Source organism: Hyphomicrobium sp. 01T421, from assembly GCF_056398805.1.
The window spans coordinates 217,008-241,125 of the sequence record NZ_JBFTQC010000002.1; the positions used below are offsets into that span (position 1 = coordinate 217,008).

At 61.1% G+C, this 24,118-nt stretch carries 24 protein-coding genes; 19 read left to right on the plus strand and 5 right to left on the minus strand.

All coding sequences use genetic code 11. The features are described 5' to 3' along the window. Window positions 1-10 precede the first annotated feature (10 nt). Window positions 11-724 (minus strand): ribonuclease PH, encoded by a 714-nt coding sequence (gene rph / locus AC1DK3_RS15330; protein WP_477193122.1) that lies wholly within the window; start codon window positions 722-724, stop codon window positions 11-13. Window positions 725-879: 155 nt separating this feature from the next. On the opposite strand from rph, the gene hrcA reads away from it, so the two are divergent. The 10 genes from hrcA (at window position 880) to AC1DK3_RS15380 (ending at window position 11,966) form a co-directional block, all read left to right on the plus strand. Further along, complete coding sequence (gene hrcA, locus AC1DK3_RS15335) at window positions 880-1,953, plus strand: heat-inducible transcriptional repressor HrcA (protein ID WP_477193123.1); 1,074 nt, start codon at window positions 880-882, stop codon at window positions 1,951-1,953. A 126-nt stretch (window positions 1,954-2,079) separates the two neighbouring features. Then, window positions 2,080-2,733 (plus strand): nucleotide exchange factor GrpE, encoded by a 654-nt coding sequence (gene grpE, locus AC1DK3_RS15340; RefSeq protein WP_477193124.1) that lies wholly within the window; start codon window positions 2,080-2,082, stop codon window positions 2,731-2,733. Window positions 2,734-3,116: 383 nt separating this feature from the next. After that, window positions 3,117-5,045, plus strand: coding sequence for a molecular chaperone DnaK (gene dnaK / locus AC1DK3_RS15345; RefSeq protein WP_477193125.1), 1,929 nt, complete (start codon window positions 3,117-3,119; stop codon window positions 5,043-5,045). Window positions 5,046-5,203: 158 nt separating this feature from the next. After that, window positions 5,204-6,361, plus strand: a complete 1,158-nt coding sequence (gene dnaJ / locus AC1DK3_RS15350) for a molecular chaperone DnaJ (protein ID WP_477193126.1) — start codon at window positions 5,204-5,206, stop codon at window positions 6,359-6,361. A 46-nt stretch (window positions 6,362-6,407) separates the two neighbouring features. Further along, the gene (locus AC1DK3_RS15355) at window positions 6,408-7,007 is read left to right on the plus strand and encodes an NADPH-dependent FMN reductase (protein WP_477193127.1); all 600 of its coding nucleotides are present in this window, start codon (window positions 6,408-6,410) and stop codon (window positions 7,005-7,007) included. An 8-nt stretch (window positions 7,008-7,015) separates the two neighbouring features. Beyond that, window positions 7,016-7,717: an orotidine-5'-phosphate decarboxylase gene (pyrF, locus tag AC1DK3_RS15360; protein WP_477193128.1), complete on the plus strand. Its 702-nt coding sequence runs from the start codon at window positions 7,016-7,018 to the stop codon at window positions 7,715-7,717. A 158-nt stretch (window positions 7,718-7,875) separates the two neighbouring features. Further along, window positions 7,876-8,895 (plus strand): L,D-transpeptidase family protein, encoded by a 1,020-nt coding sequence (locus tag AC1DK3_RS15365; protein WP_477193418.1) that lies wholly within the window; start codon window positions 7,876-7,878, stop codon window positions 8,893-8,895. Between the two features lie 158 nt (window positions 8,896-9,053). Beyond that, on the plus strand, window positions 9,054-9,341 hold the full coding sequence (locus AC1DK3_RS15370; protein ID WP_092868854.1) for a DUF1330 domain-containing protein: 288 nt from the start codon (window positions 9,054-9,056) through the stop codon (window positions 9,339-9,341). 76 nt (window positions 9,342-9,417) lie between these two features. After that, on the plus strand, window positions 9,418-10,146 hold the full coding sequence (gene trmD, locus AC1DK3_RS15375; protein ID WP_477193129.1) for a tRNA (guanosine(37)-N1)-methyltransferase TrmD: 729 nt from the start codon (window positions 9,418-9,420) through the stop codon (window positions 10,144-10,146). Window positions 10,147-10,280: 134 nt separating this feature from the next. Beyond that, window positions 10,281-11,966, plus strand: a complete 1,686-nt coding sequence (locus tag AC1DK3_RS15380; protein ID WP_477193130.1) for a L,D-transpeptidase scaffold domain-containing protein — start codon at window positions 10,281-10,283, stop codon at window positions 11,964-11,966. Between the two features lie 310 nt (window positions 11,967-12,276). Here the strand turns inward: AC1DK3_RS15380 and AC1DK3_RS15385 are convergent, their stop codons facing one another. Both AC1DK3_RS15385 and AC1DK3_RS15390 read right to left on the minus strand, forming a co-directional pair. After that, window positions 12,277-12,663 (minus strand): hypothetical protein, encoded by a 387-nt coding sequence (locus AC1DK3_RS15385; RefSeq protein WP_477193131.1) that lies wholly within the window; start codon window positions 12,661-12,663, stop codon window positions 12,277-12,279. A gap of 130 nt (window positions 12,664-12,793) precedes the next feature. Then, entirely contained in the window at window positions 12,794-13,435 is a 642-nt protein-coding gene (locus tag AC1DK3_RS15390) for a hypothetical protein (RefSeq protein ID WP_477193132.1), read from the minus strand. Window positions 13,436-13,478: 43 nt separating this feature from the next. Here AC1DK3_RS15390 and rplS point away from each other — a divergent pair, with 43 nt between their 5' ends. From rplS to radC, 3 genes are all read left to right on the plus strand, one after another. Further along, a complete protein-coding gene (gene rplS, locus AC1DK3_RS15395; protein ID WP_477193133.1) occupies window positions 13,479-14,174 on the plus strand; it encodes a 50S ribosomal protein L19 in 696 nt (231 codons plus the stop codon). Window positions 14,175-14,338: 164 nt separating this feature from the next. Beyond that, on the plus strand, window positions 14,339-15,172 hold the full coding sequence (gene map / locus AC1DK3_RS15400) for a type I methionyl aminopeptidase (RefSeq protein WP_477193134.1): 834 nt from the start codon (window positions 14,339-14,341) through the stop codon (window positions 15,170-15,172). A 14-nt stretch (window positions 15,173-15,186) separates the two neighbouring features. Next, window positions 15,187-15,981, plus strand: a complete 795-nt coding sequence (radC, locus tag AC1DK3_RS15405; RefSeq protein WP_477193135.1) for a RadC family protein — start codon at window positions 15,187-15,189, stop codon at window positions 15,979-15,981. Window positions 15,982-16,009: 28 nt separating this feature from the next. Here the strand turns inward: radC and AC1DK3_RS15410 are convergent, their stop codons facing one another. Then, window positions 16,010-17,278 (minus strand): MFS transporter, encoded by a 1,269-nt coding sequence (locus AC1DK3_RS15410; RefSeq protein WP_477193419.1) that lies wholly within the window; start codon window positions 17,276-17,278, stop codon window positions 16,010-16,012. A gap of 200 nt (window positions 17,279-17,478) precedes the next feature. Here AC1DK3_RS15410 and trxB point away from each other — a divergent pair, with 200 nt between their 5' ends. The 3 genes from trxB to leuC all read left to right on the plus strand — a co-directional run bounded on the left by trxB (window position 17,479) and on the right by leuC (window position 21,051). Next, window positions 17,479-18,447: a thioredoxin-disulfide reductase gene (trxB, locus tag AC1DK3_RS15415; RefSeq protein WP_477193136.1), complete on the plus strand. Its 969-nt coding sequence runs from the start codon at window positions 17,479-17,481 to the stop codon at window positions 18,445-18,447. A gap of 149 nt (window positions 18,448-18,596) precedes the next feature. Beyond that, complete coding sequence (locus AC1DK3_RS15420) at window positions 18,597-19,490, plus strand: LysR family transcriptional regulator (protein WP_477193137.1); 894 nt, start codon at window positions 18,597-18,599, stop codon at window positions 19,488-19,490. Between the two features lie 160 nt (window positions 19,491-19,650). Beyond that, window positions 19,651-21,051, plus strand: a complete 1,401-nt coding sequence (leuC, locus tag AC1DK3_RS15425; RefSeq protein WP_477193138.1) for a 3-isopropylmalate dehydratase large subunit — start codon at window positions 19,651-19,653, stop codon at window positions 21,049-21,051. A 64-nt stretch (window positions 21,052-21,115) separates the two neighbouring features. On the opposite strand, the gene AC1DK3_RS15430 is transcribed toward leuC, so the two are convergent. Beyond that, window positions 21,116-21,877 (minus strand): N-acyl amino acid synthase FeeM domain-containing protein, encoded by a 762-nt coding sequence (locus AC1DK3_RS15430; protein WP_477193139.1) that lies wholly within the window; start codon window positions 21,875-21,877, stop codon window positions 21,116-21,118. Window positions 21,878-22,050: 173 nt separating this feature from the next. Between AC1DK3_RS15430 and AC1DK3_RS15435 the strand changes: the two genes are divergently transcribed. From AC1DK3_RS15435 to AC1DK3_RS15445, 3 genes are all read left to right on the plus strand, one after another. Beyond that, window positions 22,051-22,872: a class I SAM-dependent methyltransferase gene (locus AC1DK3_RS15435; RefSeq protein WP_477193140.1), complete on the plus strand. Its 822-nt coding sequence runs from the start codon at window positions 22,051-22,053 to the stop codon at window positions 22,870-22,872. Between the two features lie 158 nt (window positions 22,873-23,030). Beyond that, window positions 23,031-23,342 (plus strand): metallopeptidase family protein, encoded by a 312-nt coding sequence (locus AC1DK3_RS15440; RefSeq protein ID WP_477193141.1) that lies wholly within the window; start codon window positions 23,031-23,033, stop codon window positions 23,340-23,342. A gap of 169 nt (window positions 23,343-23,511) precedes the next feature. After that, a complete protein-coding gene (locus tag AC1DK3_RS15445) occupies window positions 23,512-24,042 on the plus strand; it encodes a hypothetical protein (RefSeq protein WP_477193142.1) in 531 nt (176 codons plus the stop codon). Window positions 24,043-24,118: the final 76 nt, after the last annotated feature.

Below are 24,118 nucleotides of genomic sequence, written 5' to 3' on the forward strand. Positions count from 1 at the left end.
TTGTAGGGCGTTAAGCGACCGTCAGCTTCTGCAGTTGGACCAGTTCCCCGATACCCTTCTTCGCGAGTTGCATAAGGTCGGTAAAGCGCTCCTCGCTGAAGGGCGTCGTCTCTGCGGTACCCTGAATTTCGACGATTCCGCCTGCCCCGGTCATGACGAAATTCGCGTCCGCGTCCGCGTTGCTGTCCTCGGCATAATCGAGGTCGAGAACCGGTTCGCCCTTGTAAAGTCCGCAGGAAACCGCCGCCACATGGTCGCGCAAGACGTTTTCCTTCACCATGTCGCGCATTTTCATCCATTGGATGCAATCATGCAGAGCAACCCAGGCGCCGGTGATCGAAGCCGTGCGCGTGCCGCCGTCTGCCTGGATGACGTCGCAATCGACCGTGATCTGGCGTTCACCGAGCTTCGTCAGATCGACGACCGCCCTGAGCGCCCGGCCGACAAGCCGCTGAATTTCCTGTGTACGTCCCGATGGATGACCGCTCGAAACTTCCCGCCGCGTGCGCTCATGCGTGGCGCGCGGCAACATCGAATATTCGGCGGTAACCCAGCCGCGGCCCTGACCCTTGAGCCACTGCGGCAGGCGCTCTTCCAAGCTGGCGGTGCACAGGACATGCGTATCGCCGAACTTGATCAGGCAGGAGCCCTCGGCGTGTTTAGAAACGGCGCGTTCAATTGAAACGCGGCGCAGCTCGTCCGGCTTGCGTTTAGAAGGTCGCATGATTTCCCTGAAATGTTAACGTTGCGGCCGCGACCCTAATGAAGGCCCTGGGGTCCATCAACCGGAAACAAGGCTAACTTTACCTCATGACGCGCGCGGCATTTGACGCCGGGCCCCGCGGTTCATAGATTCAGACCGTGAGATTAGAGGAACATATGGTGAGTGCGACGCTGCTCGACGGCAAAACCCAGCTCCAGAGGCTGGACGAGCGGTCCCGGACTATTCTTCGAAGGATTGTCGAAAGTTACCTCGCCACGGGCGAGCCGGTCGGTTCGCGTAACTTGTCTCGCGCCCTGCCGATCGCCCTGTCGCCGGCGTCGATCCGCAACGTCATGTCGGATCTGGAGCAGCTGGGCCTCATCATTTCGCCCCACACCTCGGCCGGGCGCCTGCCGACCCAGCTCGGGCTGAGGCTCTTCGTTGACGGCTTGCTCGAAGTCGGCGACGTCTCGATGGAAGAGCGCCGCCAGATCGAAACGCAGATCGCCTACCGGCGCGACAAGTCCGTCGACCAGCTTTTGAGCGAAGCCGGCGAGATGATCTCAGGTCTATCCCATTGCGCGGGCGTCGTGCTCGCCGAAAAGCAGGTCGCACGCCTGCGCCACATCGAGTTCGTTCCGCTGGAACCGCTGCGCGGCTTGGTGATCCTCGTGGACGAGGATCAGAACGTCGAAAACCGCATCATCAATTTGCCCGAAGGCTTGCCGCCCTCGGCGCTCCAGGAAGCATCGAATTATCTGAACACTCATCTTCGCGGCATGACGCTCGCGGAAGCCAAGGCCGAGATCGAAAAGTCGTTGAATGCGGCCAAAGCCGAACTCGACCAGCTGACCCAGAAGGTCATCAAGGCCGGACTTGCCGAGTGGTCTGGCGTCTCCGACGACCGCAAGAGCCTCATCGTTCGCGGCCAAAGCAATCTCCTGAAAGACGTGACCGCAGCCGAAGATCTCGATCGCATCCGTCAGCTGTTCGATGCTTTCGAGTCGAAGCAAGATATTGTGGAGCTGCTGGGCGCTTCGGAAACCGCCGAAGGCGTGCGCATTTTTATCGGCTCGGAAAACAAGTTGTTCTCTCTTTCGGGCTCATCATTGATCGTAGCGCCGTTCCGGGACCAGACGCGCCACGTGGTTGGCGTGCTGGGCGTCATCGGGCCGACGCGTCTCAACTACGCCCGGATCATCCCGATGGTGGATTATACGGCAAAGCTCGTAAGCCGCCTCATTGGTTGAGATTTCGGCTTGCACCCTGCATCCGCTGGACGCGTGCATTTTGAACCGCCTTGATTTTTCCCGTTCCGCGGCCGATATCCCGGCACCCTTCGAAATTCACCATTGGCATTTTCAGCGAAGAGAAAAATGAGCGACGAAAAGAAGCCGGTCGACGACACCGTTCAATCGCCCTCCGAGGCGGCAGCGACCTCCACGCCGGACGGCGTCGGCGTTGAGCAGCTCAAGGCCATGGTCGGTGCCCTCCAGAGCGATCTCGACAAGAGGCTCGACGAGCTGACTGGTAAGCAGGATCAATATCTTCGCGCGGTCGCCGAAACCGAAAACGTACGGCGACGTCTCGAACGCGAAAAGGAAGACACGGCCAAGTACGCAATCGCCAAATTTGCGATCGACATTTTGTCCGTCGGCGACAATTTTCAGCGCGCCATCGCGGCCGTGCCCAAAGATGCTGTCGAGACCGACCCAGCGTTGAAAGCGCTGCTCGATGGCGTCGTTCTGGCAGAGCGCGACTATAAGACCGCTCTTGAGCGGCACGGCGTCCGCGTCATCGACCCCGTGGCCCAGCCGTTCAACCCGCATTACCATCAAGCCGTGATGGAACAGGAAGATGCCGGCGTCCCGGCCGGCACCGTGCTGCAGGTCTATCAGGTCGGTTATCTTCTTGATGACCGTTGCTTGCGCCCCGCCATGGTCGTTGTTTCCCGAGGCGGCCCGAAAGCCGGAAAGCCTGGCGATGGGCCACAGGAGGCGCCGCAGGATAATCCCCCCTCGGATGCCTGAGTCCGATGCTTGAGTCCGCGCTTGACGGCTCACCCCCCTAAAGTTTGGCGACAGAGGACCTGGAGACAGACCTTAGGGATTTTAAAATATGAGCCTCCCATAAAGGGGGCTCACGCCGGCCCGGCGGCCTGGAGCCGCCGAAAGCCCTGAAAATAGATGCTTTTTACCAGACCCGTGCCGACCGCAATCGTGTAACTGAAAAGGCTAGAAAGTGATCTGTAACGGGTGGAAGAAGCGTTGCACCCCCAAAACAGGCCCCTATATAACCGTCGGTTACGCAATTGAAATCCTGGGGACCGGTGCCTCTAACCTCTCGTTGGGGAGCACGACGGATGCCAAACAGGGTCCACCCGGTCTGCCGCAACTAAGAAGGATTGACTAGAATGGCTAAAGTAATCGGTATCGACCTCGGCACGACCAACTCGTGCGTCTCCGTCATGGAAGGCGGAAAGCCGAAGGTTCTTGAGAATTCCGAAGGCGCAAATACGACGCCTTCTGTTGTTGCATTTACCGCCGATGACGAACGCCTCGTCGGTCTGCCGGCCAAGCGCCAGGCCGTGACCAACCCGACGAACACCTTTTTTGCGATCAAGCGCCTGATCGGCCGTCGCTTCGACGATGCCGACGTGCAGAAGGACGTCAAGCTCGTCCCCTTTCATATCATCAAGGGCCCGAACGGCGACGCCTGGGTTGAAAGCCACGGCAAACAGTACTCACCTCAGCAGATCTCGGCTTTCATCCTTCAGAAGATGAAAGAGACCGCCGAAGCCAAGCTCGGCGAGAAGGTTACGCAGGCGGTCATCACCGTTCCGGCCTACTTCAACGACGCCCAGCGCCAGGCGACGAAAGACGCTGGCCGCATTGCGGGTCTTGAAGTTCTCCGCATCATCAACGAGCCGACGGCAGCCGCACTCGCCTACGGCCTCGACAAGAAGAAGGAAGCCAAGACGATCGCGGTTTACGACCTCGGCGGCGGCACCTTCGACGTCTCCATTCTCGAAATCGGCGACGGCGTCTTCGAAGTGAAGTCGACGAACGGCGACACGCACCTTGGCGGCGAAGACTTCGACATGCTGCTCGTCTCCTACTTGGCCGACGAGTTCAAGAAAGAGCAGGGCATCGATCTTCGCTCCGACAAGCTCGCCCTTCAGCGCCTCAAGGAAGCTGCTGAAAAGGCCAAGATCGAGCTGTCCAGCGCTCCGCAGACCGAAATCAACCTGCCCTTCATCACGGCCGATGCGTCGGGTCCGAAGCATCTCACGATGAAGCTGACGCGCGCCAAGCTCGAAAGCCTCGTCGGCGGCCTCATCGACCGCACGAAAGCGCCTTGCGAAAAGGCATTGAAGGACGCTGGCCTGAAGGCTGCCGAGATCGATGAAGTCGTTCTCGTCGGCGGCATGACGCGCATGCCGAAGGTCCAGGAAGTCGTGAAAGCGCTCTTCGGCAAGGAACCGCATAAGGGCGTCAACCCGGATGAAGTCGTGGCCATTGGTGCTGCGATTCAGGGCGGCGTTCTGCAGGGCGAGGTCAAGGACGTTCTGTTGCTCGACGTGACGCCGCTGTCGCTCGGCATCGAAACGTTGGGCGGCGTCTTCACGCGTCTGATCGATCGCAACACGACGATCCCGACCAAGAAGAGCCAGACCTTCTCGACGGCAGAAGACAGCCAGGGCGCCGTGACCATTCGCGTATTCCAGGGTGAACGCGAGATGGCGGCCGACAACAAGCTGCTCGGCCAGTTCGATCTCGTCGGCATTCCGCCGGCGCCGCGCGGCGTTCCGCAGATCGAAGTCACCTTCGATATCGACGCCAACGGCATTGTTCATGTCTCGGCGAAGGACAAGGCAACCGGCAAGGAGCAGTCGATCCGCATCCAGGCGTCGGGCGGTCTTTCCGATGCCGACATCGACAAGATGGTCAAGGACGCCGAGGCTCATGCTGCCGAAGACAAGCAGCGTCGCGAGCTCGTCGAAGTGCGCAACCAGACGGAAGCGCTCATCCACGGCACCGAGAAGTCTCTCACCGAGAACAGCTCGATCCCGGCAGTCGCCGCGATCAAGGGCGACGTGGAAGCCGCAATTGCCGCCGCCAAGACGGCGATTGCCGGTGAAGACGTCGAAGCCATCCGCTCCGCGTCAACGGCACTCACCCAGGTCGCGATGAAGATCGGCGAAGCCGTCTACACCGCCAAGGGCGGTGCTGAAGGCGTCGAGGGTGGCGAACCCTCTGCCGAGAAGAAGTCGGATAGCGGCGACGATGTCGTCGACGCCGACTTCGAAGAAGTCAAAGACGACAAGAAGAAATCGGCTTAAGAGTCGAACTCGAAATCGCCCTCGGACCCCCCGGCCCCTCCCCGAATGGAGGGCCGGTCTGGTCTGGGGGCGAAAAATTGAGATAAAGACGCGAGTAATCGTTGCGACCATTCGCCGACCAGCAACATTTCACCTAACGGGTCATAGAACAGCGCATCATGGCTAAGCGCGATTATTATGAAATCCTCGGCGTCAAGCGGAGCGCCACCGATATTGAGCTTAAATCCTCCTATCGTACCCTCGCAAAGGAATGTCACCCCGACCGGAACGCGGGGGACAAGGAAGCGGAGCGCCGCTTCAAGGAGCTGAATGAGGCCTACGAAGCCCTGAAGGATCCCCAGAAACGCGCCGCCTACGATCAATTTGGTCATGCGGCGTTCGAAGGGGGAATGGGAGCCCGCGGCGGTCCGGGCTTTGGCCCTGACTTCGCCTCCTCGATGTCGGACATCTTCGACGATCTGTTCGGCGAGTTCATGGGCGGCAGGCGAGGCCAAGGCGGCGGGGGCGGCCGATCGCGAACAGGCCGCGAAGCAGGCGCCGACCTTCGCTACAACCTCGAAATCACGCTCGCCGAAGCCTACGCCGGCAAGACCGCGCAAATCCGCGTCCCGGCAAGCGTCAAATGCGAAACGTGCTCAGGCGCGGGCGCCAAACCCGGAACGAAAGCCAAAACCTGCACGACCTGCGGCGGCATGGGTAAAGTCCGCGCCAGCCAGGGCTTCTTCACGATCGAACGCACCTGCCCGCACTGTCAGGGCCGCGGCGAGATGATCGACGACCCCTGCGCCGACTGCGCCGGATCGGGCCGCGTCCAGAAAGAACGCACGCTATCGGTGAACATCCCGGCCGGCGTCGAAGATGGCACGCGCATCCGCCTCGCAGGCGAAGGCGAAGCCGGCCTCAGAGGCGGCGCGCCGGGCGATCTTTACATCTTCCTGTCGATCAAGCCCCACGAGTTCTTCCAGCGCGATGGCGCCGACATTTTCTGCAAGGTGCCGATCGCGATGACGACTGCCGCGCTCGGCGGCCAGATCGATGTGCCGACGCTCGAAGGCACCACCACGCGCGTCAAGATCCCGGAAGGTACTGAAAGCCGCAAGCAGTTCCGCCTCCGCGGCAAGGGCATGCCGGTGCTCCGCTCGAAGGTCTCCGGCGACATGTACATCGAGGTCGATGTCGAGACCCCGAAGAACCTGACGCGCAAACAGCGTGAACTGCTCGAGGAATTCGAGCGCGCGAGTCACAAAGAAACAAGCCCCGAGAGCGCCGGCTTCTTTTCTCGCGTCAAGGAATTCTTCGAAGGGAAGAGCGGCTGATCAGCTGCTTTTTTGCCGGATATCGACCGCCCAGGACTGACACCCCATGACTGACGCTGCCGCCAAAGATCCGCGACTGCTCTTCTTCGCGGGCAGCGCACGTATGGGCTCGTTCAACAAACGGTTGGCGAAGCTCGGCGCCATGATTGCCGATGCCAACTCCATCCCCTCGACGTTCGCCGACCTCGCCGACTATCCGATGCCGATCTATCACGGCGATCTTGAAGCGGACGAAGGCCAGCCCGAGAACGCTCACAAGCTCAAGAACTTGATGAGGGCCCACACCGGCATTTTCATCGTCAGCCCCGAGTACAACGCCTCGTTCTCGCCGCTCCTCAAGAACACCATCGACTGGATCAGTCACATCCGCGACGACGGAGAAGCGCCGCTCGAGGTCTTCAAGACCCGCGTCTTTGCGCTTGCTTCGGCTTCGGGAGGCGGTCTCGGTGGCCTTCGCGGTCTGATCCAGATCCGCRCCGTGCTCGAACTCGGAACCGGAGCCTTGGTACTCCCTGAGCAGTTCGCCCTGCCCCGGGCGCGCGAAGCCTTCGACGACCACGGCCACTTGAAGAACAAGGACCAGACCGAGCAGCTGAAGTCGGTCATCCAGAAACTCGCACGCGCCGCCCGCGTGCTCCACGGCTGAGCAAAAAAATGATCGACCGCGCCACCCGGGACAAACTGATCGTCGCTCTCGACCTGCCCGCCTATGAAGAGGCGCGCGCCCTGGTCGATCGCCTGGGCGACACCGTGAGTTTCTACAAGATCGGACTTGAGCTTCTGTTCGCCGACGGCCTGGCGTTGGCCCAGGAATTGAAGCGCGAGGGCAAGCGCGTCTTTCTCGACCTGAAGTTTCTCGACATCGGCAATACGGTCGAGCACGCCGTCGCCGCCGCGGCAAAACTCGGCGTCGATTTCGTCACGGTGCACGGCCACGATACGAAGACGATGACGGCAGCCGTCCGCGGACGTGGCGGCTCCGATCTGAAGCTGCTCGCCGTCACCGTGCTGACGAACCTAGATCAATCCGACCTCGACGAGCAGGGTATTGTGGCAACGCCGGGCGGCTTGGTCGTCGGACGTGCGCGCATGGCGGAAAACGCGGGCTTCGACGGTGTGATCGCCTCGGGCCAAGAAGCCGCCGCCGTCCGCGCCGAGACCGGCCCGAAGTTCCTGATTGTCACGCCGGGCATTCGGCTGCCGGGCGCCGAGACCGGCGATCAGAGCCGTATCACGACGCCCGAAGAAGCGCTTCGTTTTGGCGCCAACCACCTCGTCGTCGGCCGTCCGATCAACGCCGCAGGCGATCCGAAAGCGGCGGCCGAGACGTTCCTCGCGCATATCGCAGCGGCTTAAACATCTCGCCTAATTCCTATGGCCGATCATGGCCTTGCCACAGCATCGCCCATCTCTCACCACGCCGAGCCCATACTCCGGGTTTACCCACCCTTAACCGTCCCGGGGATTAGCTGAGGCAGCCCACGGGTAAGAGTAGGCGGGGTTTTTAAAGCGTGATGCGTTGGCGTTGGCATTTGACCAAGCAGGCCCTGTTGCTTGCCGCAATGGTCGTTGTCGCCGGATCGGCCGTGATGCAGAGGCATGCCCGCGCCGACGAAGCCGCAGCCGAAAAGCCGCTGCCGTCCGCCGTCGAAGCCGCCCTAATCATGAAAGAGATCGTGCCGGAAGCGCCGGTCTATATCCGCGTCTTCAAGGAGGAATCGGAACTCGAGGTGTGGAAGGCCCGCCCGAACGGCCGCTATGCCCTCGTCAAAACATTCCCCGTCTGCAACTGGGGCGGCACGCTCGGACCCAAACGCGTGATGGGCGATAGCATGTCGCCCGAAGGCTTCTACCGCGTGACGCCTGAAGGGCTGAAGCCGGACAGCAAATACCATCTCGCCTTCAACATCGGCTATCCGAACGCCCTCGACCGCGCGCTCGGCCGGACCGGCAATTACATCATGGTCCACGGCGATTGCCGAAGCGTCGGCTGCTTCGCGATGTCCGACAAATACATCGAAGAAATTTACGCATTCGTGCGCGACGCGCTGAACGCGGGCGAACCCAGCATTCCGATCCATGTTTTCCCGTTTCGCATGACGGCCGAGAACATGAAGCGCCATGCCGAGAACGAGGCGCGGGCCACCTGGAAGCCTCTGCGGGAAGCCTTCGACGATTTCGCGCGAACCCGCGAACCGCCGAAGATTGGAATGTGCGGCAAGCGCTACGTCGTCAATGCCCTGACGCCCGTCGGCAACGATCCCAATGCCGACTGCCCGACGGTCATCGGAAAGCGCATTGCGCCACTGTCGCCGCGGTCGTCCAAGCGTCTCGTCAAAGCCGATCCGCGCCTCGAAGCCCAAGGCCCCAAACTGAAATCGGCCGAGGCAAGCTTCGGCTGGACATCACCGGTCTCGGGCGCGGTGTTCGCATGGGGCACCGACAGCGCCACTCCGAGCGCGCGGCCCGCCAAACCCTCTCAAAACGAAAGCGACGCAGCGCTCGGCGCCATGCAGCCCATCCTGAAGCGCTGACGGGCTTCGGCCTCCCGCGCCTTACCCAACAACGAGTCCAGTTGCCCAAATGGTGCCGGTCCGGCTATGGCTCCTCGCCTGACAATCAGCGCCAGACTTTACGGCCCAAACTTCCAGGCCCCAACTTCCAGGCCCGAAACTCCAAGAAAGAGATTGCAATGCCGAAGGGATACGTCATCGCCCACGCCACAATCACGAACCCCGAGAAATGGGCGGAGTACGTGGCGAAATCGAAAATCGCGCTCGAAAAGTACGAAGGCAAGCCCATTGCGCGCGGCGGCAAGAGCGAAATCGTCGAAGGCAACGGAACCCCGCGCAACGTCATCCTCGAGTTTCCGAGCTACGAGCACGCGCGCAGTTACGCGACGTCGCCCGAATATGCGGAAGCGAAGGTGCTTCGCCAGGGCGCCGGAACGCTCGACATGACGATCGTCGAAGGCGTCTGATCGCCGTCCGCGACTAGCTGCACTTCTCATCCCGGAGAAACATCCGGGATGACCTAAATCGTGAGATAACCCCGCCATGGCTCACTTTCCCGCCAATGATGGACGGCCGGCATGGCGGGCACTCGTCCTGACATTGTTCCCGGAGATGTTTCCGGGACCGCTTGATGTCTCGCTCCTCGGCCAAGCCCGGGCAGCGAACATCTGGTCCCTCGATACATTGCAGATCCGCGACTTCGGCCTCGGCCGGCACCGCCAGGTGGACGACACGCCCGCAGGCGGCGGGGCGGGTATGGTGCTGCGCGCCGATGTTCTGGGCCCCGCGCTCGATCACGCAAAAACCATCTCGCCGGATTCGCCGCTCATCTATCTATCGCCGCGCGGCACGCCGCTGACGCAGAGTTTGGCCCGAGATCTTTCCGAAGGACCGGGCGTGACCTTGCTAGCCGGCCGCTTCGAAGGCATCGATCAGCGCGTGATCGACGACAAAGGCCTCAAGGAAATTTCGATCGGCGACTATGTTCTCGCTGGCGGCGAGCTGGCCGCGATGGTCCTCATCGAAGCCTGCGTCCGGCTTCTGCCGGGCGTCCTCGGCGGCGCCGAAAGCCTCGCGAGCGAAAGCTTCGAAACCGGCCTCCTCGAATACCCGCAGTACACGAAGCCGCGTGATTGGGAGGGCCTCTCGATCCCGGACATTCTCCTCTCGGGCGACCACAAGAAAGTCGCGGAGTGGCGGCGGCGGCAGAGCGAGCAGCTGACGGCGGACCGTCGCCCCGATCTCTTGCGTACCACCCGAACCTCAAAGTGACAGCGCGAGGCGCTTCGCCTTTGCATGGCCAGGATTTCTTGGGCAAATACGGAGGAAGAAGATTCGCGGCGGCTTCACGGCATATCGCGAACAGGGCTCGAGGCCACGTGCGCGTTGCCAATTGAGAGACGGGGATGAAGAGTTTCAAGAACCTTCTGCTTGCTCTGCCGCGCCTGACGCTTGCCGGCGGAATGCTGATCGCCGGGACGCTGGTTGCATATCCGGCGTTTGCAGAAGATGTTTCGCCGCCCGCGACCGCATTACCCCCCTCGACCGCTGTTATCGAGCCTGCGGCAGCGCCCGAAGTCCAGCCCCCCGAAGTGCACGACGACGCCGTTCTGATGGCCGTGCGCAGCAAGCTCGCCGCCGGCCCGGCGGCGGAGGAAGACCGCGACCGCAAGGACCAAACCGCGCTCATCGATTTCTACGCGGCCCGCGACGGAGAGGCGCTCTGGGTGACGGCAGCCGGCGTCAAGCCTGAAGCCAAGACGCTCGCAGCCGAAATCGAGAATGCCTGGGCGTACGGTCTCGATCCGGGGAGGCTCAAGCTTCCCGCGCTCAACGAAGGCGCACTGACCGCAACCGACACGGACTCGCTCGCCGAAGCCGAAATCGAATATTCGAGGGCTGCTCTTCTTTACGCCCGCGACGCGCGCGGCGGCCGCATTCCCGATCCCTCCGAAATGCTGACGACGAACTTCGACCGGCGTCCGCAATGGATCGAACCCAAGATCGTCATCGAAGCGCTCGCAGCGACGCACGAGCCCGACGCCTACCTGCGCAGCCTTCAGCCGCAGCAGCCGCAATTCGAAAAACTGCGCCAAGTTTATCTGACGATGCTGCCCAAAGACGGCAAACCGGGCAAGCTCAGCCCCGACGCCAAGCGCATCCGCACCAACATGGAGATGTGGCGCTGGATGTGGACCAACATGGGCGATTTCTACGTCCTGAACAACATCCCCGAGTACATGCAGTACGTCTACAAGGACGGCCAAATCATCCGCTCGGAGAAGATCGTCGTCGGTCTCCTCGACAAGCAGACGACGATATTTTCGCGTCCCTTGAAATTCGTCGTACTCCGCCCGGCCTGGCGCGTCCCCGAAAGCATCATGGTCAACGAGCTTTGGCCGAACCTCATCCGGGGCGGCGGCATGATGCGTCAGTACGGCTTGCAGATCGTGACCAAAGACGGCCAGCGCCCCGTCGACTACCGCAGCATCAACTGGGCGACGACGGACATCCGCAACTATGACGTGGTGCAGCCGCCGGGCCCGAAGAGCGTGCTCGGCCACGTCAAGTTCTCGTTCCCAAGTCAGCACACGATCTACATGCACGACACGCCCGACAAGTGGATGTTCAAACCGGCGCAGCGAACGCTGAGCCATGGCTGTCTGCGGGTCTGGAAACCGATGCAGTTGGCAGAGCTTATTCTCAAGGAAGACAAGGGCTGGGACGCCAGCAAGATCGCCGAACTCGACCGGGCGGGCGCGCTCAACAACGAGATTCCGATCACGAAGGAAATTCCGATCCACCTCGTCTATTTCACGGCGTGGGTTGGCGAAGACGGCAAGCTGAAAACCTTCCGCGACGTCTACGGTCACGAGAAACGCGTCACGCAGGCGCTCGATGGCCAATGGAATAAGATCAATAAGGGCCGCGATCACTTGGCGCCGGTCGAGCCTTCATTCGACCCGTCCGCCGTCGCCGCGCGCGGACAGAACCTCGAAAACGATTACGGTGCGTACGGCCCGACTTCCAAGAAGAAGAAGAACGCAAGCGTCGGCGACATGATCGGCAACGCCTTCGGCCTCAGCTACTGAGATCCCATCTGGCGAACTGATCAAAGATCAGCCTGCAATCAATGCGGCAAGCAATTGCCTACGCTGAACAAATCAGCGCGCTCGGCATCGGCCGGAAAGATATACCGTGTACGCACTAAGCCGTGGATAACTTCGTAGCGTAACGGGACTCGCTGACGCTAACGTGGTCAGTTGCCTGTGCAAGAAAGTCGTTCCTCAATTTGAGAGAAAGTGAGTATCGACATGGCACAGAATGAGAAAACATCTGCGCGCGTGAGTGCGATTGCCTCGAAGGCATTGCAGAACCCTCAGTCGCTGAATGCCGATGAAATTAAAGAGCTCGCCGCATCTGTTCTGACACAAGCTTCAGATCATCAGAAATCGCAGCAAAGCGCTCAGAACCAACAAAATCAGTCGAACCCTCAGTCGCAAAGTCAGCAGAAGCGTTAGGTCTGCTTTCGTCTTCCGTCAGCCTTTCGATCGAAAGGACGCAGCGAGTGGGTATCGTCATGATCCCGCTCGCTTGCGCTTTTTCAGGGTGCTCGAGATCGCCGACGTTCTGGCAGACGACCTTGACGTCCGCCGTATCCTTGACGAGCCAACCGACACTCGCGACTTCCACTGGCCGCGCATCGGGCAGTGCCGAAAGATAGCGCCACTGGCCGCAAGGCTGCCTGCTGTCGAGCCACCTGATAATGACGAGCGGACATTCGGCCATTCCGCGCCTCCGAGTGTGATTCGACGCGAATCATAACAGAGTCAGAGGGTTTTCGGGCCGCGTCCGCTCACGACGCTTGTTGCAGTGTGGCAAACCGACCAAATTGCGCGGGCGACGACCTGGGCTCCCCCTAGGCGGCCAGCCCGGCATCCGCTGCCGCGTTCGCGCGCTTCACATCCCATTGCGCTTTCAGGTAGACGCCAATCGAAAGCAGAAGCGGTATCACGAGAACCGGAACAAGAACGGCCTTCCAACTCACGGCAACCCAACCGAGATGGCTCACAATCTTCATCATGGCTGCGAGCAAGAGCACGATGTTGATGAGGTTTGCGGCGGCGTCGCGCCTCCTCTCGGCGCGCTCCACACTAGTCATCGGAGGGTTCGCCGGCGGCGTCGTAGGCGTGCTGCTCCCGGCATCGAAGCCGTAAACAACGCTATAGATGATAAAAGCCGAAATCAGCGTCGCGCTGACGCAATAAAAGATAGTCTCTGCGGTGAACATGGCGGCATCTCTCCCTTTGAGATGAGTTGGATCGCCATCTCTGTGGGCCTTCGTCAGCGCCGCCGCTGTTCCCGCCATGACAGGGGCCGTGGCACCGGTCAGCGGCCGCGACCCGGAACCTTTGACGCAGCGCCAGCTCGAGGCCGCGATATGGGCTTGGGCCCACTCGACAAAACCAGCCTCTTCCGCTATCACCCGGCCAACAACAATTCCCTCAAACGGGTTGCCCTTATGGGTTGCATGACCGGCTCGGGTCCTGATGGACGCCAAGTCGATCCTCTGCGTCATCAAAAAACGAAATGGAATCAATAAGATGAACATCATCCAGCAGCTCGAGCGCGAGCAGATGGACGCCGTCCTCGCGAAGCGTGGCGTCCCCGAATTCGGCCCCGGCGACACCGTCAAGGTCATGGTCAAGGTCGTCGAGACCGTCGATGACCCCAAGGACAAGAAGAAGAAGAACGCCGTCAAAGTGCCGACCGTCCGCTTCCAGGCTTATGAAGGCGTCGTGATCGCGCGTTCGGGCGCCGGCATCAACGAGAACTTCACCGTCCGCAAGATCTCCTATGGCGAAGGCGTTGAGCGCGTATTCCCGGTCTATTCGCCCTACATCGGCGAGATCGAAGTCGTGCGCCGCGGCAAAGTCCGCCGCGCCAAGCTCTATTACCTCCGCGGCCGCCGCGGCAAAGCCGCCCGTATTTTCGAACGTACGGACGCACGCGCTCGCCGCCTGAACGCCGCCTGGAAGGGCTTCAAGAAGCCGAAGGGCGAGGCCGAGGATCTGACGCAGATCAAGGGGATCGATATCGACCTGCAGAACCGCCTGAAGCAGCTCAACTGCTACAAGGTGGAGCAGATCGCCAACCTTTCGGACGAAGATATCGCCAACATCGACGAGACCTTGATCCTCAAGGGCGCGATCGAGAAGCAGGACTGGGTTGGACAGGCACAGCGTCTTCTCGCTGAGCTGACGGCCGCTGAAGTCCCCGCTGAAGAAGCCAAAGCTTAACCCCAGCCTCGGCTGATGGTGGCTATCGAATTAAAAGGCGCCGGGGAATTTCTCCGGCGCTTTTTGCATTAGAATTGCCGCGCGGTGTCACAAGGTATTTTGCCGGCGAACATTTCGCACTAAATATAGAAGCGTAAGCACTGTCTGACGTGGCGTGGAGTCATATGTCCAACATCGAAGTATCGAAAACGGCCAGCCGCGACGGCAAGATTCCGCTGCACGGCCCCGACGCGTTTGCCGCGATGCGCAAAGCTGGAAAGCTCGCAGCCGAAGCGCTCGATATGCTCGTTCCCATCGTCCAGCCGGGCGTCACGACCGCGACGATCGACGAACTGGTGCTCTCCTTCGCGCTCGACCACGGCGCCATCCCCGCGACGCTCAATTATCGCGGCTATCGCTACGCAACGTGCACGTCGATCAATCACGTCGTCTGCCACGGCATGCCCAACGACAAGCCACTGAAGTCGGGCGATATTGTCAACATCGACGTCACGCTGATCGTCGATGGCTGGCACGGCGACACGAGCCGCATGTATGCCATCGGCGATGTCTCGCGCCGATCCGAGCGCTTGATGCACGTCACCTATGAATCCCTGATGCGCGGCATCGCGGTCGTAAAGCCGGGCAACACCACGGGCGACATCGGCGCCGCAATTCAGCGGTTCGCCGAAGGCGAGCGCTGCAGCGTCGTCCGCGACTTCTGCGGACACGGCCTCGGCCGCGTTTTCCACGACCGTCCGAACATCCTGCACTACGGCGAGCCGGGCGAAGGCACCGTGCTTGAGCCGGGGATGCTGTTCACGATCGAACCGATGATCAACCTCGGTAAGCCGCACGTGAAAATTCTGGCGGACGGTTGGACCGCCGTGACGCGCGACCGCGAGCTGTCCGCCCAGTTCGAGCACACGGTTGGCGTAACCGAAACCGGCTGCGAGATTTTCACCGAAAGTCCCGCCGGATTACACTTTCCACCCTACGGCGTTCGCGCCGCCGCTTGATGGAGTGAATGTCGATGTCGCGCTCCGATGGATTTCGCGACAAGACAAGCGCTGCCGAGCAATCGACCTTTTTTACCGTCGCGCCCGAAGCCGAAGCGAAACGCCCTCGCAGCGAAAAGGTGGCCAGCGATAAGGTAGCCGACGACAAGGTGGGCCACCGCCGCCGGCTGCGCGAGCGCTTTGAGACCGGCGGCGCAGACGCCCTACCGGATTACGAGCTTCTCGAAATGATCCTGTTCCGCGCCTTTCCGCGGATCGACACGAAGCCGATCGCCAAGCGGCTGATCGCGAAATTCGGCTCCTTTGCCGATGTGGTTTCGGCGCCCGCCAACCGGTTGAAGGAAGTCGAAGGCGTCGGCGATCGTGCCGTCGAAGAACTGAAGCTGATCAAGGCCGCCGCTGAGCGCCTGACGCGAGGTCAGATCGCCACTCGGCCCGCGCTGTCATCGTGGAACGGCGTGCTCGATTATCTGCGCCTCGTGCAGGGCTTCGAAACGCGCGAACAGTTCCGCATCCTCTTTCTCGACAAGAAGAACCAGCTCATCGCCGACGAAGTGCAGGGGCACGGCACGGTCGATCACACGCCTGTCTACGTGCGTGAGGTCGTGAAGCGCGCTCTCGAGCTCTCGGCGAGCGCCATCATCCTCGTGCACAATCATCCGTCCGGTGATCCGACCCCGTCGCGCGCCGACATCGATATGACCAAGCAGATCATCGACGCGGCGCGGCCGCTCGGCGTCGCCGTGCACGATCACATCATCGTCGGCCGCAACGGTCACGCGAGCCTGAAGGCCCTGCGCCTGATCTAAGTCGGGCTTGATCTGAGTCGGGCCTGATCTACGCCCGGTTGGCTTTGTCGATCGCGCTGTCGTAACGCGTATCTCGCATCGTCGCATAGACGCAGAGCGAGACGGCGATGCAGCCCGACACATACCAATAGAAATAGTGCTCATTTCCCAACTGCTTCAGCCACAGCGCAACCCATTCCGCCGTGCCGCCGAAAATCGCAACCGTGATCGCGTACGGCAAGCCGACGCCCAGCGCCCGAACGGATGTCGGAAATAGCTCCGCTTTGACGACCGCGTTGATGGCCGTGTAGCACGAGACGATCGCTAGCCCCGCCATCACCAGAGCAAACGCGTGCAGCGGCTCGTTCACCGTTTGCAGCGTGGTAAGGATCGGCACCGTGCAGAGTGTTCCGAGCACGCCAAAGGTGATCAGCACGGGACGGCGGCCGACGACATCCGACAGCGCACCGACGATTGGCTGCAGCAGCATGTAGATCAACAGCGCCGACGCGGAGATCATCGTCGCCGTGTCCTTCGAAAAGCCGGACGTGTTGACGAGGAATTTCTGCATGTAGGTCGTGAAGGTGTAGAACGCCAACGTGCCGCCGAGCGTCAGCCCGACGACGATCGCGACTTCCTTCGGATGTCTCATCAGGGCCGCTATCGAGCCCTCATGGGACTTCGCAGTCCGGAAGGATTCCGTCTCGACGAGATCGCGGCGCATCACGAACGCGATGACGGCGAGGAACGCTCCGATGGCGAACGGAATACGCCAGCCCCACGCTTCGAGCTCGGCCGGCGTCAGCACAAACTTTTGAAGCACGATCAGCACCGACATGGCAGCCAGCTGCCCGCCGATCAACGTCACATACTGAAAGCTCGAATAGAACCCGCGGCGCTCGGATGTCGCCATCTCCGAAAGATAGGTAGCACTGGTGCCGTATTCGCCGCCGAGACTGAGTCCCTGAATCATGCGCGAGAGAAGCAGAATGATCGGCGCCGCAACACCGATGGTTGCATAGACCGGAGTAACTGTGATGAGTGCCGAACCGAAGCACATCAGCAGCACTGATGTCGTCAGCGCCACACGGCGTCCATGGCGGTCGGCCATACGGCCGAAAAACCAAGCTCCGATTGGACGCATCAGAAAACCGACGGCGAAGATGGCCGCCGTGTTCAAAAGCTGCGCGGTCTGGTTGCCTTCGGGGAAGAACGCTTTGGCGAAATAGAGCGAAAAAGCCGTGTAAACGTAGAAATCGTACCACTCGACCAGATTGCCCGACGAACCGATCAGAATGGCCTTAATCCGCTGAGGCATGCTCAGCGCCGGCGTGGCCTTAATGTCTTGCACGCGCCTTTTCCCTCCGCATTTTTGCGTGAATCTAGCACGTGCCGCGCCGGAGTGCCGCAGTTCCGCTCGTAACGGGGACGCCATCCCCAGCGACATTGACGATTGGTAGACGGCCCCCCTAATTAGCAACCCTGACCGCACTGCGAGCGGGCCGGAGATTTGAGAGCATGACAAAAAAACCGCATCACGCGAAGGTAATAATCCTAGGCTCGGGCCCCGCCGGATATACGGCTGCGGTTTACGCTGCCCGCGCCATGCTCGCACCGACCCTCATCCAAGGTTCGCAACCCGGCGGCCAGCTGACCATCACGACCGACGTCGAGAACTATCCGGGCTTCGCCGATCCGATCCAGGGTCCGTGGCTGATGGAGCAGATGCAGGCGCAGGCCGAGCACGTCGGCACGAACATCGTGATGGACCACATCAACAAGGTCGAACTTCGCACACGCCCCATCCGTCTCGAAGGCGATAGCGGCGATACCTATACGTGCGACGCGCTCATCATCGCGACAGGCGCCCAGGCGCGTTGGCTCGGGCTGCATTCGGAAGAGCACTTCAAAGGCCACGGCGTGTCGGCGTGCGCGACGTGCGATGGCTTCTTCTACAAAGGCAAGGAAGTCGTCGTGGTCGGCGGTGGCAACACAGCCGTCGAGGAAGCGATATTCCTCACGAACTTCGCCAGCAAGGTGACGCTTATCCATCGCCGCGATTTCCTGCGCGCAGAAAAGATTCTGCAAGAGCGGCTGTTCAAGAATCCGAAGGTCGATGTCATCTGGGATAGCGTCGTCGAGGAAATCGTCGGCACGCATTCGCCGAAATCGGTGACGGGCATCGTCCTCAAAAATCTCAAGACCGGCATGACGTCGGAACTGCCCGCCGACGGCGTTTTCACCGCCATCGGCCACGCGCCCGCGACCGAGCTCTTCAAGGGGCAGCTTGAGATGACCCCGTCGGGCTACCTGATCACGGCGCCGGATTCGACCGCGACGGCCATTCCCGGCGTGTTCGCCGCGGGTGACGTCAAAGACGAAATCTTCCGCCAGGCCGTGACCGCCGCCGGTATGGGGTGCATGGCCGCCCTCGAGGCTGAACGCTACCTGACCCAGGTCGAAGACCAGGCCGACGCCGCCGAATAGGCTTCGGGCGCCGTTTGGAACGCGAAAAAGCGCGACAAGACGGCGCTCGGCTAACTAGCGCAATTGCTATTCTGCCATGCACCGGTTGCATTGCGTCCAGTGCATAGCTAAATGCTATGGCCCCTCAACTGCATTCGCAGGCTTCCACTATGGATTGGGATAAGCTTCGCATCTTCCATGCGGCCGCCGAGGCTGGCAGCTTCACCCATGCGGGTGAACAGCTCCACATGAGCCAATCGGCCGTCAGCCGGCAAATTTCAGCGCTGGAAGCGAACCTTCGCGTCACGCTGTTTCATCGCCATGCGCGCGGCCTCGTGCTGACCGAGCAGGGCGAGCTTCTGAACCGGACGGTCGCGGAAGTCTTTGCCAAGCTCCAAACGGCCGAGACTCTGCTGTCCGATTCAACGACGAAGCCGTCCGGCGACCTCCGGATCACGGCGCCGATCGGCTTCGGCACGATCTGGTTGACGCCGCGCCTTCGCGAGTTCGGCGAACTTTATCCCGAAATCCGTGTCGAACTGATCCTCAACGACGATCAGGTCGATATCGGCATGCGTGCCGCCGATGCGGCGATCTGGACCCGCGAACCCGAGCAGGCCGACCTCATCCGGCGGCCCCTGTTCGAAAGCCGCGTCCGCGCCTTCGCATCCGCGCAATACATCCGCAAATACGGCGCGCCGAAAAGCCTCGCTGATCTCGATCAGCACCGCGTCATCGGCTACACGGGGCCGTCTGCCCAGCATCTCGACGCCATGTCCTGGATCGAGACGGCGGGCCGCAACGGCTCGGCCATGCGCGACGCCGCCCTCCGGGTCAACAGCGTCGTGGCGATCAAATACGCGATCCGGGCTGGCATCGGCGTCGGAATGATCCCGGACTACCTGACCGAGGAGCAGACCGACCTTGTTCCGGTGCTGACCGAGATCGAGCAGCCCTCGCTGAATATGGTCTTTGCCTACCCGGAAGAGCTTAAATCCTCGAAAAAAGTCCAGCTCTTGCGGGACTTCCTGGTCTCGAAGATCTCGAAAAACAGAAATACCTGACGTTAATCGCGATGGTCTAGATCGCGATCCGGCTAGCGCTATGGAGCCCTTGTCAGCTTATCGCAGCTGCGACGAGCACTGATTTGCGGAAACCGGCGCTAGACGCTATCTAACCGGTTCATTCATCCTCATCCGCCGTTCGCGAAGGCTCGACGAAGTCATGGCAAAAACGCTGTACGATAAAATCTTCAACGATCACGTAGTTGAACAGTCGCCGGACGGAACGAGCCTCCTGTATATCGACCGCCACCTCGTCCACGAAGTCACGAGCCCGCAGGCCTTCGAGGGACTCCGCATGGCCGGCCGCAAGGTGCGCGCGCCGGAAAAGACGCTCGCCGTCGTCGATCACAACGTCCCGACCACCGACCGCTCCAAAGGCATCGCCGACGAGCAAAGCCGCGTCCAGGTCGAGACGCTGGCGATGAACGCCCGCGACTTCGGGATCCAATACTTCAACGAACTCGACAAGCGCCAGGGCATCGTCCACGTCGTCGGTCCGGAGCAGGGCTTCACCCTTCCCGGCACCACGATCGTCTGCGGCGATAGCCACACCTCGACGCATGGCGCGTTCGGCGCATTGGCCCACGGCATCGGCACCTCCGAGGTCGAGCACGTGCTCGCCACGCAGACGCTGATCCAGAAGAAAGCCAAGAACATGCGGGTGACAGTCGACGGCGTCGCCCCGCACGGCGTCGGTGCCAAGGACATCACTTTGGCGATCATCGGCGAGATCGGCACCGCAGGCGGCACCGGCTCCGTCATCGAGTACGCGGGCGAAGCCATTCGCGCGCTCTCGATGGAAGGCCGGATGACGGTCTGCAACATGTCGATCGAAGGCGGCGCCCGCGCCGGCATGATCGCGCCCGACGAGAAAACCTTCGCTTTCCTCAAGGATCGTCCCAAGGCCCCCAAAGGCGCGGCCTGGGACATGGCGATGGAATACTGGGAAACGCTGCGCACGGATGAAGGCGCGCACTTCGATCGCGAAGTTCGCCTCGACGCCGCCAAGCTGCCGCCGATCGTTTCCTGGGGTACGAGTCCCGAGGACGTGACGTCGGTCGCTTCCTCCGTTCCCAATCCCGCCGACGTGCATGACGAGAACAAGCGCAACTCGATGCAGCGCGCGCTCGAATACATGGGCCTGACGCCCGGCACGAAGATGACCGACATCCCGCTCGACGTCGTGTGGATCGGAAGCTGCACGAACGGCCGGATCGAAGACTTGCGGGCCGTGGCCAAGATCGTCGACGGCAAGAAGATCTCGTCGCGCCTTGCGTACGCGATGATCGTGCCAGGTTCGGGTCTCGTCAAAGAGCAGGCGGAAGCCGAAGGCCTCGATAAGATCTTCAAGGATGCCGGATTCGAATGGCGCGAACCGGGCTGCTCGATGTGCCTCGGCATGAACCCGGATCAGCTGAAGCCGGGCCAGCGTTGCGCCTCGACATCGAACCGCAACTTCGAAGGCCGCCAAGGCTATAAGGGCCGCACGCACCTCGTCTCGCCGATCATGGCAGCGGCTGCAGCGCTCGAAGGCCACTTCGTCGACGTGAGAAACTGGTAGTAAAAAAATTGGCAGGCCGTTTTGGCCTGCCATGATTTACGCCGATCCAAAAAATTGAGCGCCGTTACGCCGGAACGGCAACCTTATCGTCGTCGTCCCGAACGGCCGAAGCAGCAAGCGCGGGTTGAATGACAACGCGCATACTAGCGACCTCGTCCGGCGTGATCTTGAAGAAGCGGTTCTGCAGCCGCTGGCGCTTCTCGGCCTGCTTCAGGCTGCCGCCTAGCAGCGTGATCTTGAAATCGCCCGGCGGGTAGAGAGCGGGCTCGCCGATCGGCTGGAAGCCGAGCATGTATTTGTAGAACTTCACCCAGTCGGGCCGCGTCGCGATCAGCAGCATCGAAACCTCGGCTGCCTGCGCCGCCGTCAGCGCCGCGCGCACGAGGAAAGCGTAGAGCGTTGTCCGATACGATGTGTTGCTGACACCCGGCTCGATGGAAAGGCGCGATACCTCGACAAGTGCGCCGTCGACCTTGCTCTTCGCTTCCTTCAGCGCGGGATAGTAGGGCCCGCAAGGCAGAGATGAAACGGTCTGCCACGGATGATTGAAGCAAAGTCTTACGCTGCCGACGAGACGGCCCTGATCGTAGGCGCCGAGCAGCACCGTGGTGGGAAGCGTATCGAACCTGTCGGTATATTTCCCGTTGTCGCTCGAGACGTCATAGCCGATCGCCTGATAGGCGCGCAGCCGAAGCGCAGTTGCCTCGCTGACATCGCTTTCCTTCGACAACACCTTGAGCTCGAAACTTTGGGTGTCGCCATGCCAAGATCCCTCATCGGGCGGCAGGGTGTCTTGCCGGGGACGAAACGATAGCGGTGTCGACATGTATGGAATTCTCGGAATTGGCGGGCGGTGAGCTATACGAACAGAAAGTTCGCGGAGAGATAGAAGCCTTGTAGCCTACGGCCAACGCGACATTTGTTGTTTTGTTGCGTTAAGATTGCCTGGTTACCTTGTGGGCACAAAACGTTTTTTCGACACTGATGCAGAGGTGCAACTTGACCAGGGATTCGGATGCCGTCGTCCGCTCGAAGTTTGGCGCGGCCGCGGCCGACTACGCGACGTCCGAGGTGCATGCGAAAGGCGAAAGCCTCGCTCGGATCGTCGAGCTTGTGGCACCGCAAAAAACTTGGGTAGCCCTCGATGTTGCGACGGGCGCCGGGCATACGGCCGCCGTCTTCGCGCCCCACGTCGCGACCGTCATCGCGAGCGACATCACCGACGAGATGCTGAATGAAGCAGCGAAACTCGCGACAGTTCGCGGGCTCGCCAACATGTCGACGGCGACGGCATCAGCCAGCGCGTTACCGTTCCCAAATGAAAGCTTCGATCTCGTCTGCTGCCGCTTGGCGGCACATCATTTTCCGGATCTCGAAAAGTTCGTCGCCGAGGTTCGCCGCGTTTTGAAAAAGGGCGGCCGCTTCGCCCTCGTCGACAACGTCGCGCCCGATCAAGAGCGACTTCCCGGCACGAGCCCCGGCGCCATCGACGAGACAATCCGCGACTACAATGCTTTCGAGAAATTGCGCGATCCGAGTCACGGTTTCGCGCCGCCGCCCGAACACTGGTGTGATCTTCTTCGCGCCGCCGGCTTCAAGATTACGGCCCGCCAGCAGATGGAAAAAGAATTGGCGTTCGAGCCATGGGTCGCCCGCATGCGCTGCACGCCCGCGGTTATTGCCGAGCTGAAACGTATTTTGAACTCGGGCCCGCCACACCTCAGATCATTTTTGAAGCCGAGGCTCGACGAAAATGGCGCCCTGAATTTCACGCTGCAGGAGCTGCTTCTTGTGGCCGATCCGACAGATCGAAACGAATAACCTTCCTATTTGGTCCAACCAGACCTATCTCCTGCACTCAACTTCGGGAGTGCGCCGCAATGTCGACAGATTGGATTCACGCAACGCCACCAACGCTGGCTGATTTCGAAACGCTCGCACAGGTGGCATGGAATTCGCTCCCGTCCGAGTTCCGCTCGATGGCCGGCGACGTCGTGATTCGCATCGAGGACTTGGCGTCCGACGATCTCCTCGACGAAATGGACATCGAAGATCCGTTCGAGCTGACCGGCCTTTACCACGGTGTGAGCCTTGATCGGCAGGGCGCGACGCAGGAAACCCGCGAGCCGGACATGGTCATTCTTTACCGCCGCGCCATCCTCGACGAATGGGCGTCCAGCGACGAAGAGCTTGGCCATCTCGTGGCCCATGTGCTGATCCACGAGATTGGTCATCATTTCGGCTTTTCCGACGACGACATGGAGCAGATCGAGGAGCGGGTCTCAGACTGAGCCCGTGGCCGGAAGTCACACCGGCTTAACTCCCTTTATGTCACAAGATACCGCAGCTTGAGCCGAGAGAAATTTCGGGCCATGTTGTAGTGGCAGGCCGAGCGGGCAGGCGGGGCTCTTCTGAAAGCATGGACGAATGAGAGTGCGACGATTCATTCACGGATTCGTCTTGGGTGTAACTTCGGTTTTATCGGTGGCGTTGCCGACGGTCGCCTACGCGCCTGCCGCGTATGCCCAAGACACCACCACGCCCATACGCGATGGCATTCCGACCCCCGAGCAATACATCTCGACCGTCGGCGGTGACAGCCATCTCGTCGCGCCCGGCGAATTCAAGCTCGACGGCCGCATGCAATACTGCGGTCAGCGGCCGACCGTGATCGACAACAAGCTCGATGATTACGGCGCTGCCTATCCGGGCTTTCTCATCATGAACCCCAAATTGCTCGATCGCGTCTCGACGCCGGTCAAGCAGTGGATCTATGCGCACGAATGCGGCCACCAGTTCCGAGGACCCGATGAGGAAACGGCAGACTGTTTCGCCGTCCAGCGCGGCCGCCGCCAGGGATGGCTGAAGCCTGACGGTCTCGAAGAGATCTGCACCTTCATCACCCCCGCGAAGGGCGACAGCATGCATTTCTCGGGCTCCTACCGCTGCGAATACATGCGCAAGTGCTACGAGGACCCGAATATCCGCTGAAGCTGGGGCGGGGCACCCCGCCTCCGAAAACTTATCCCCGCGCGTCGCCCGCCCCTTAAAATCGCAGATCCGCCGA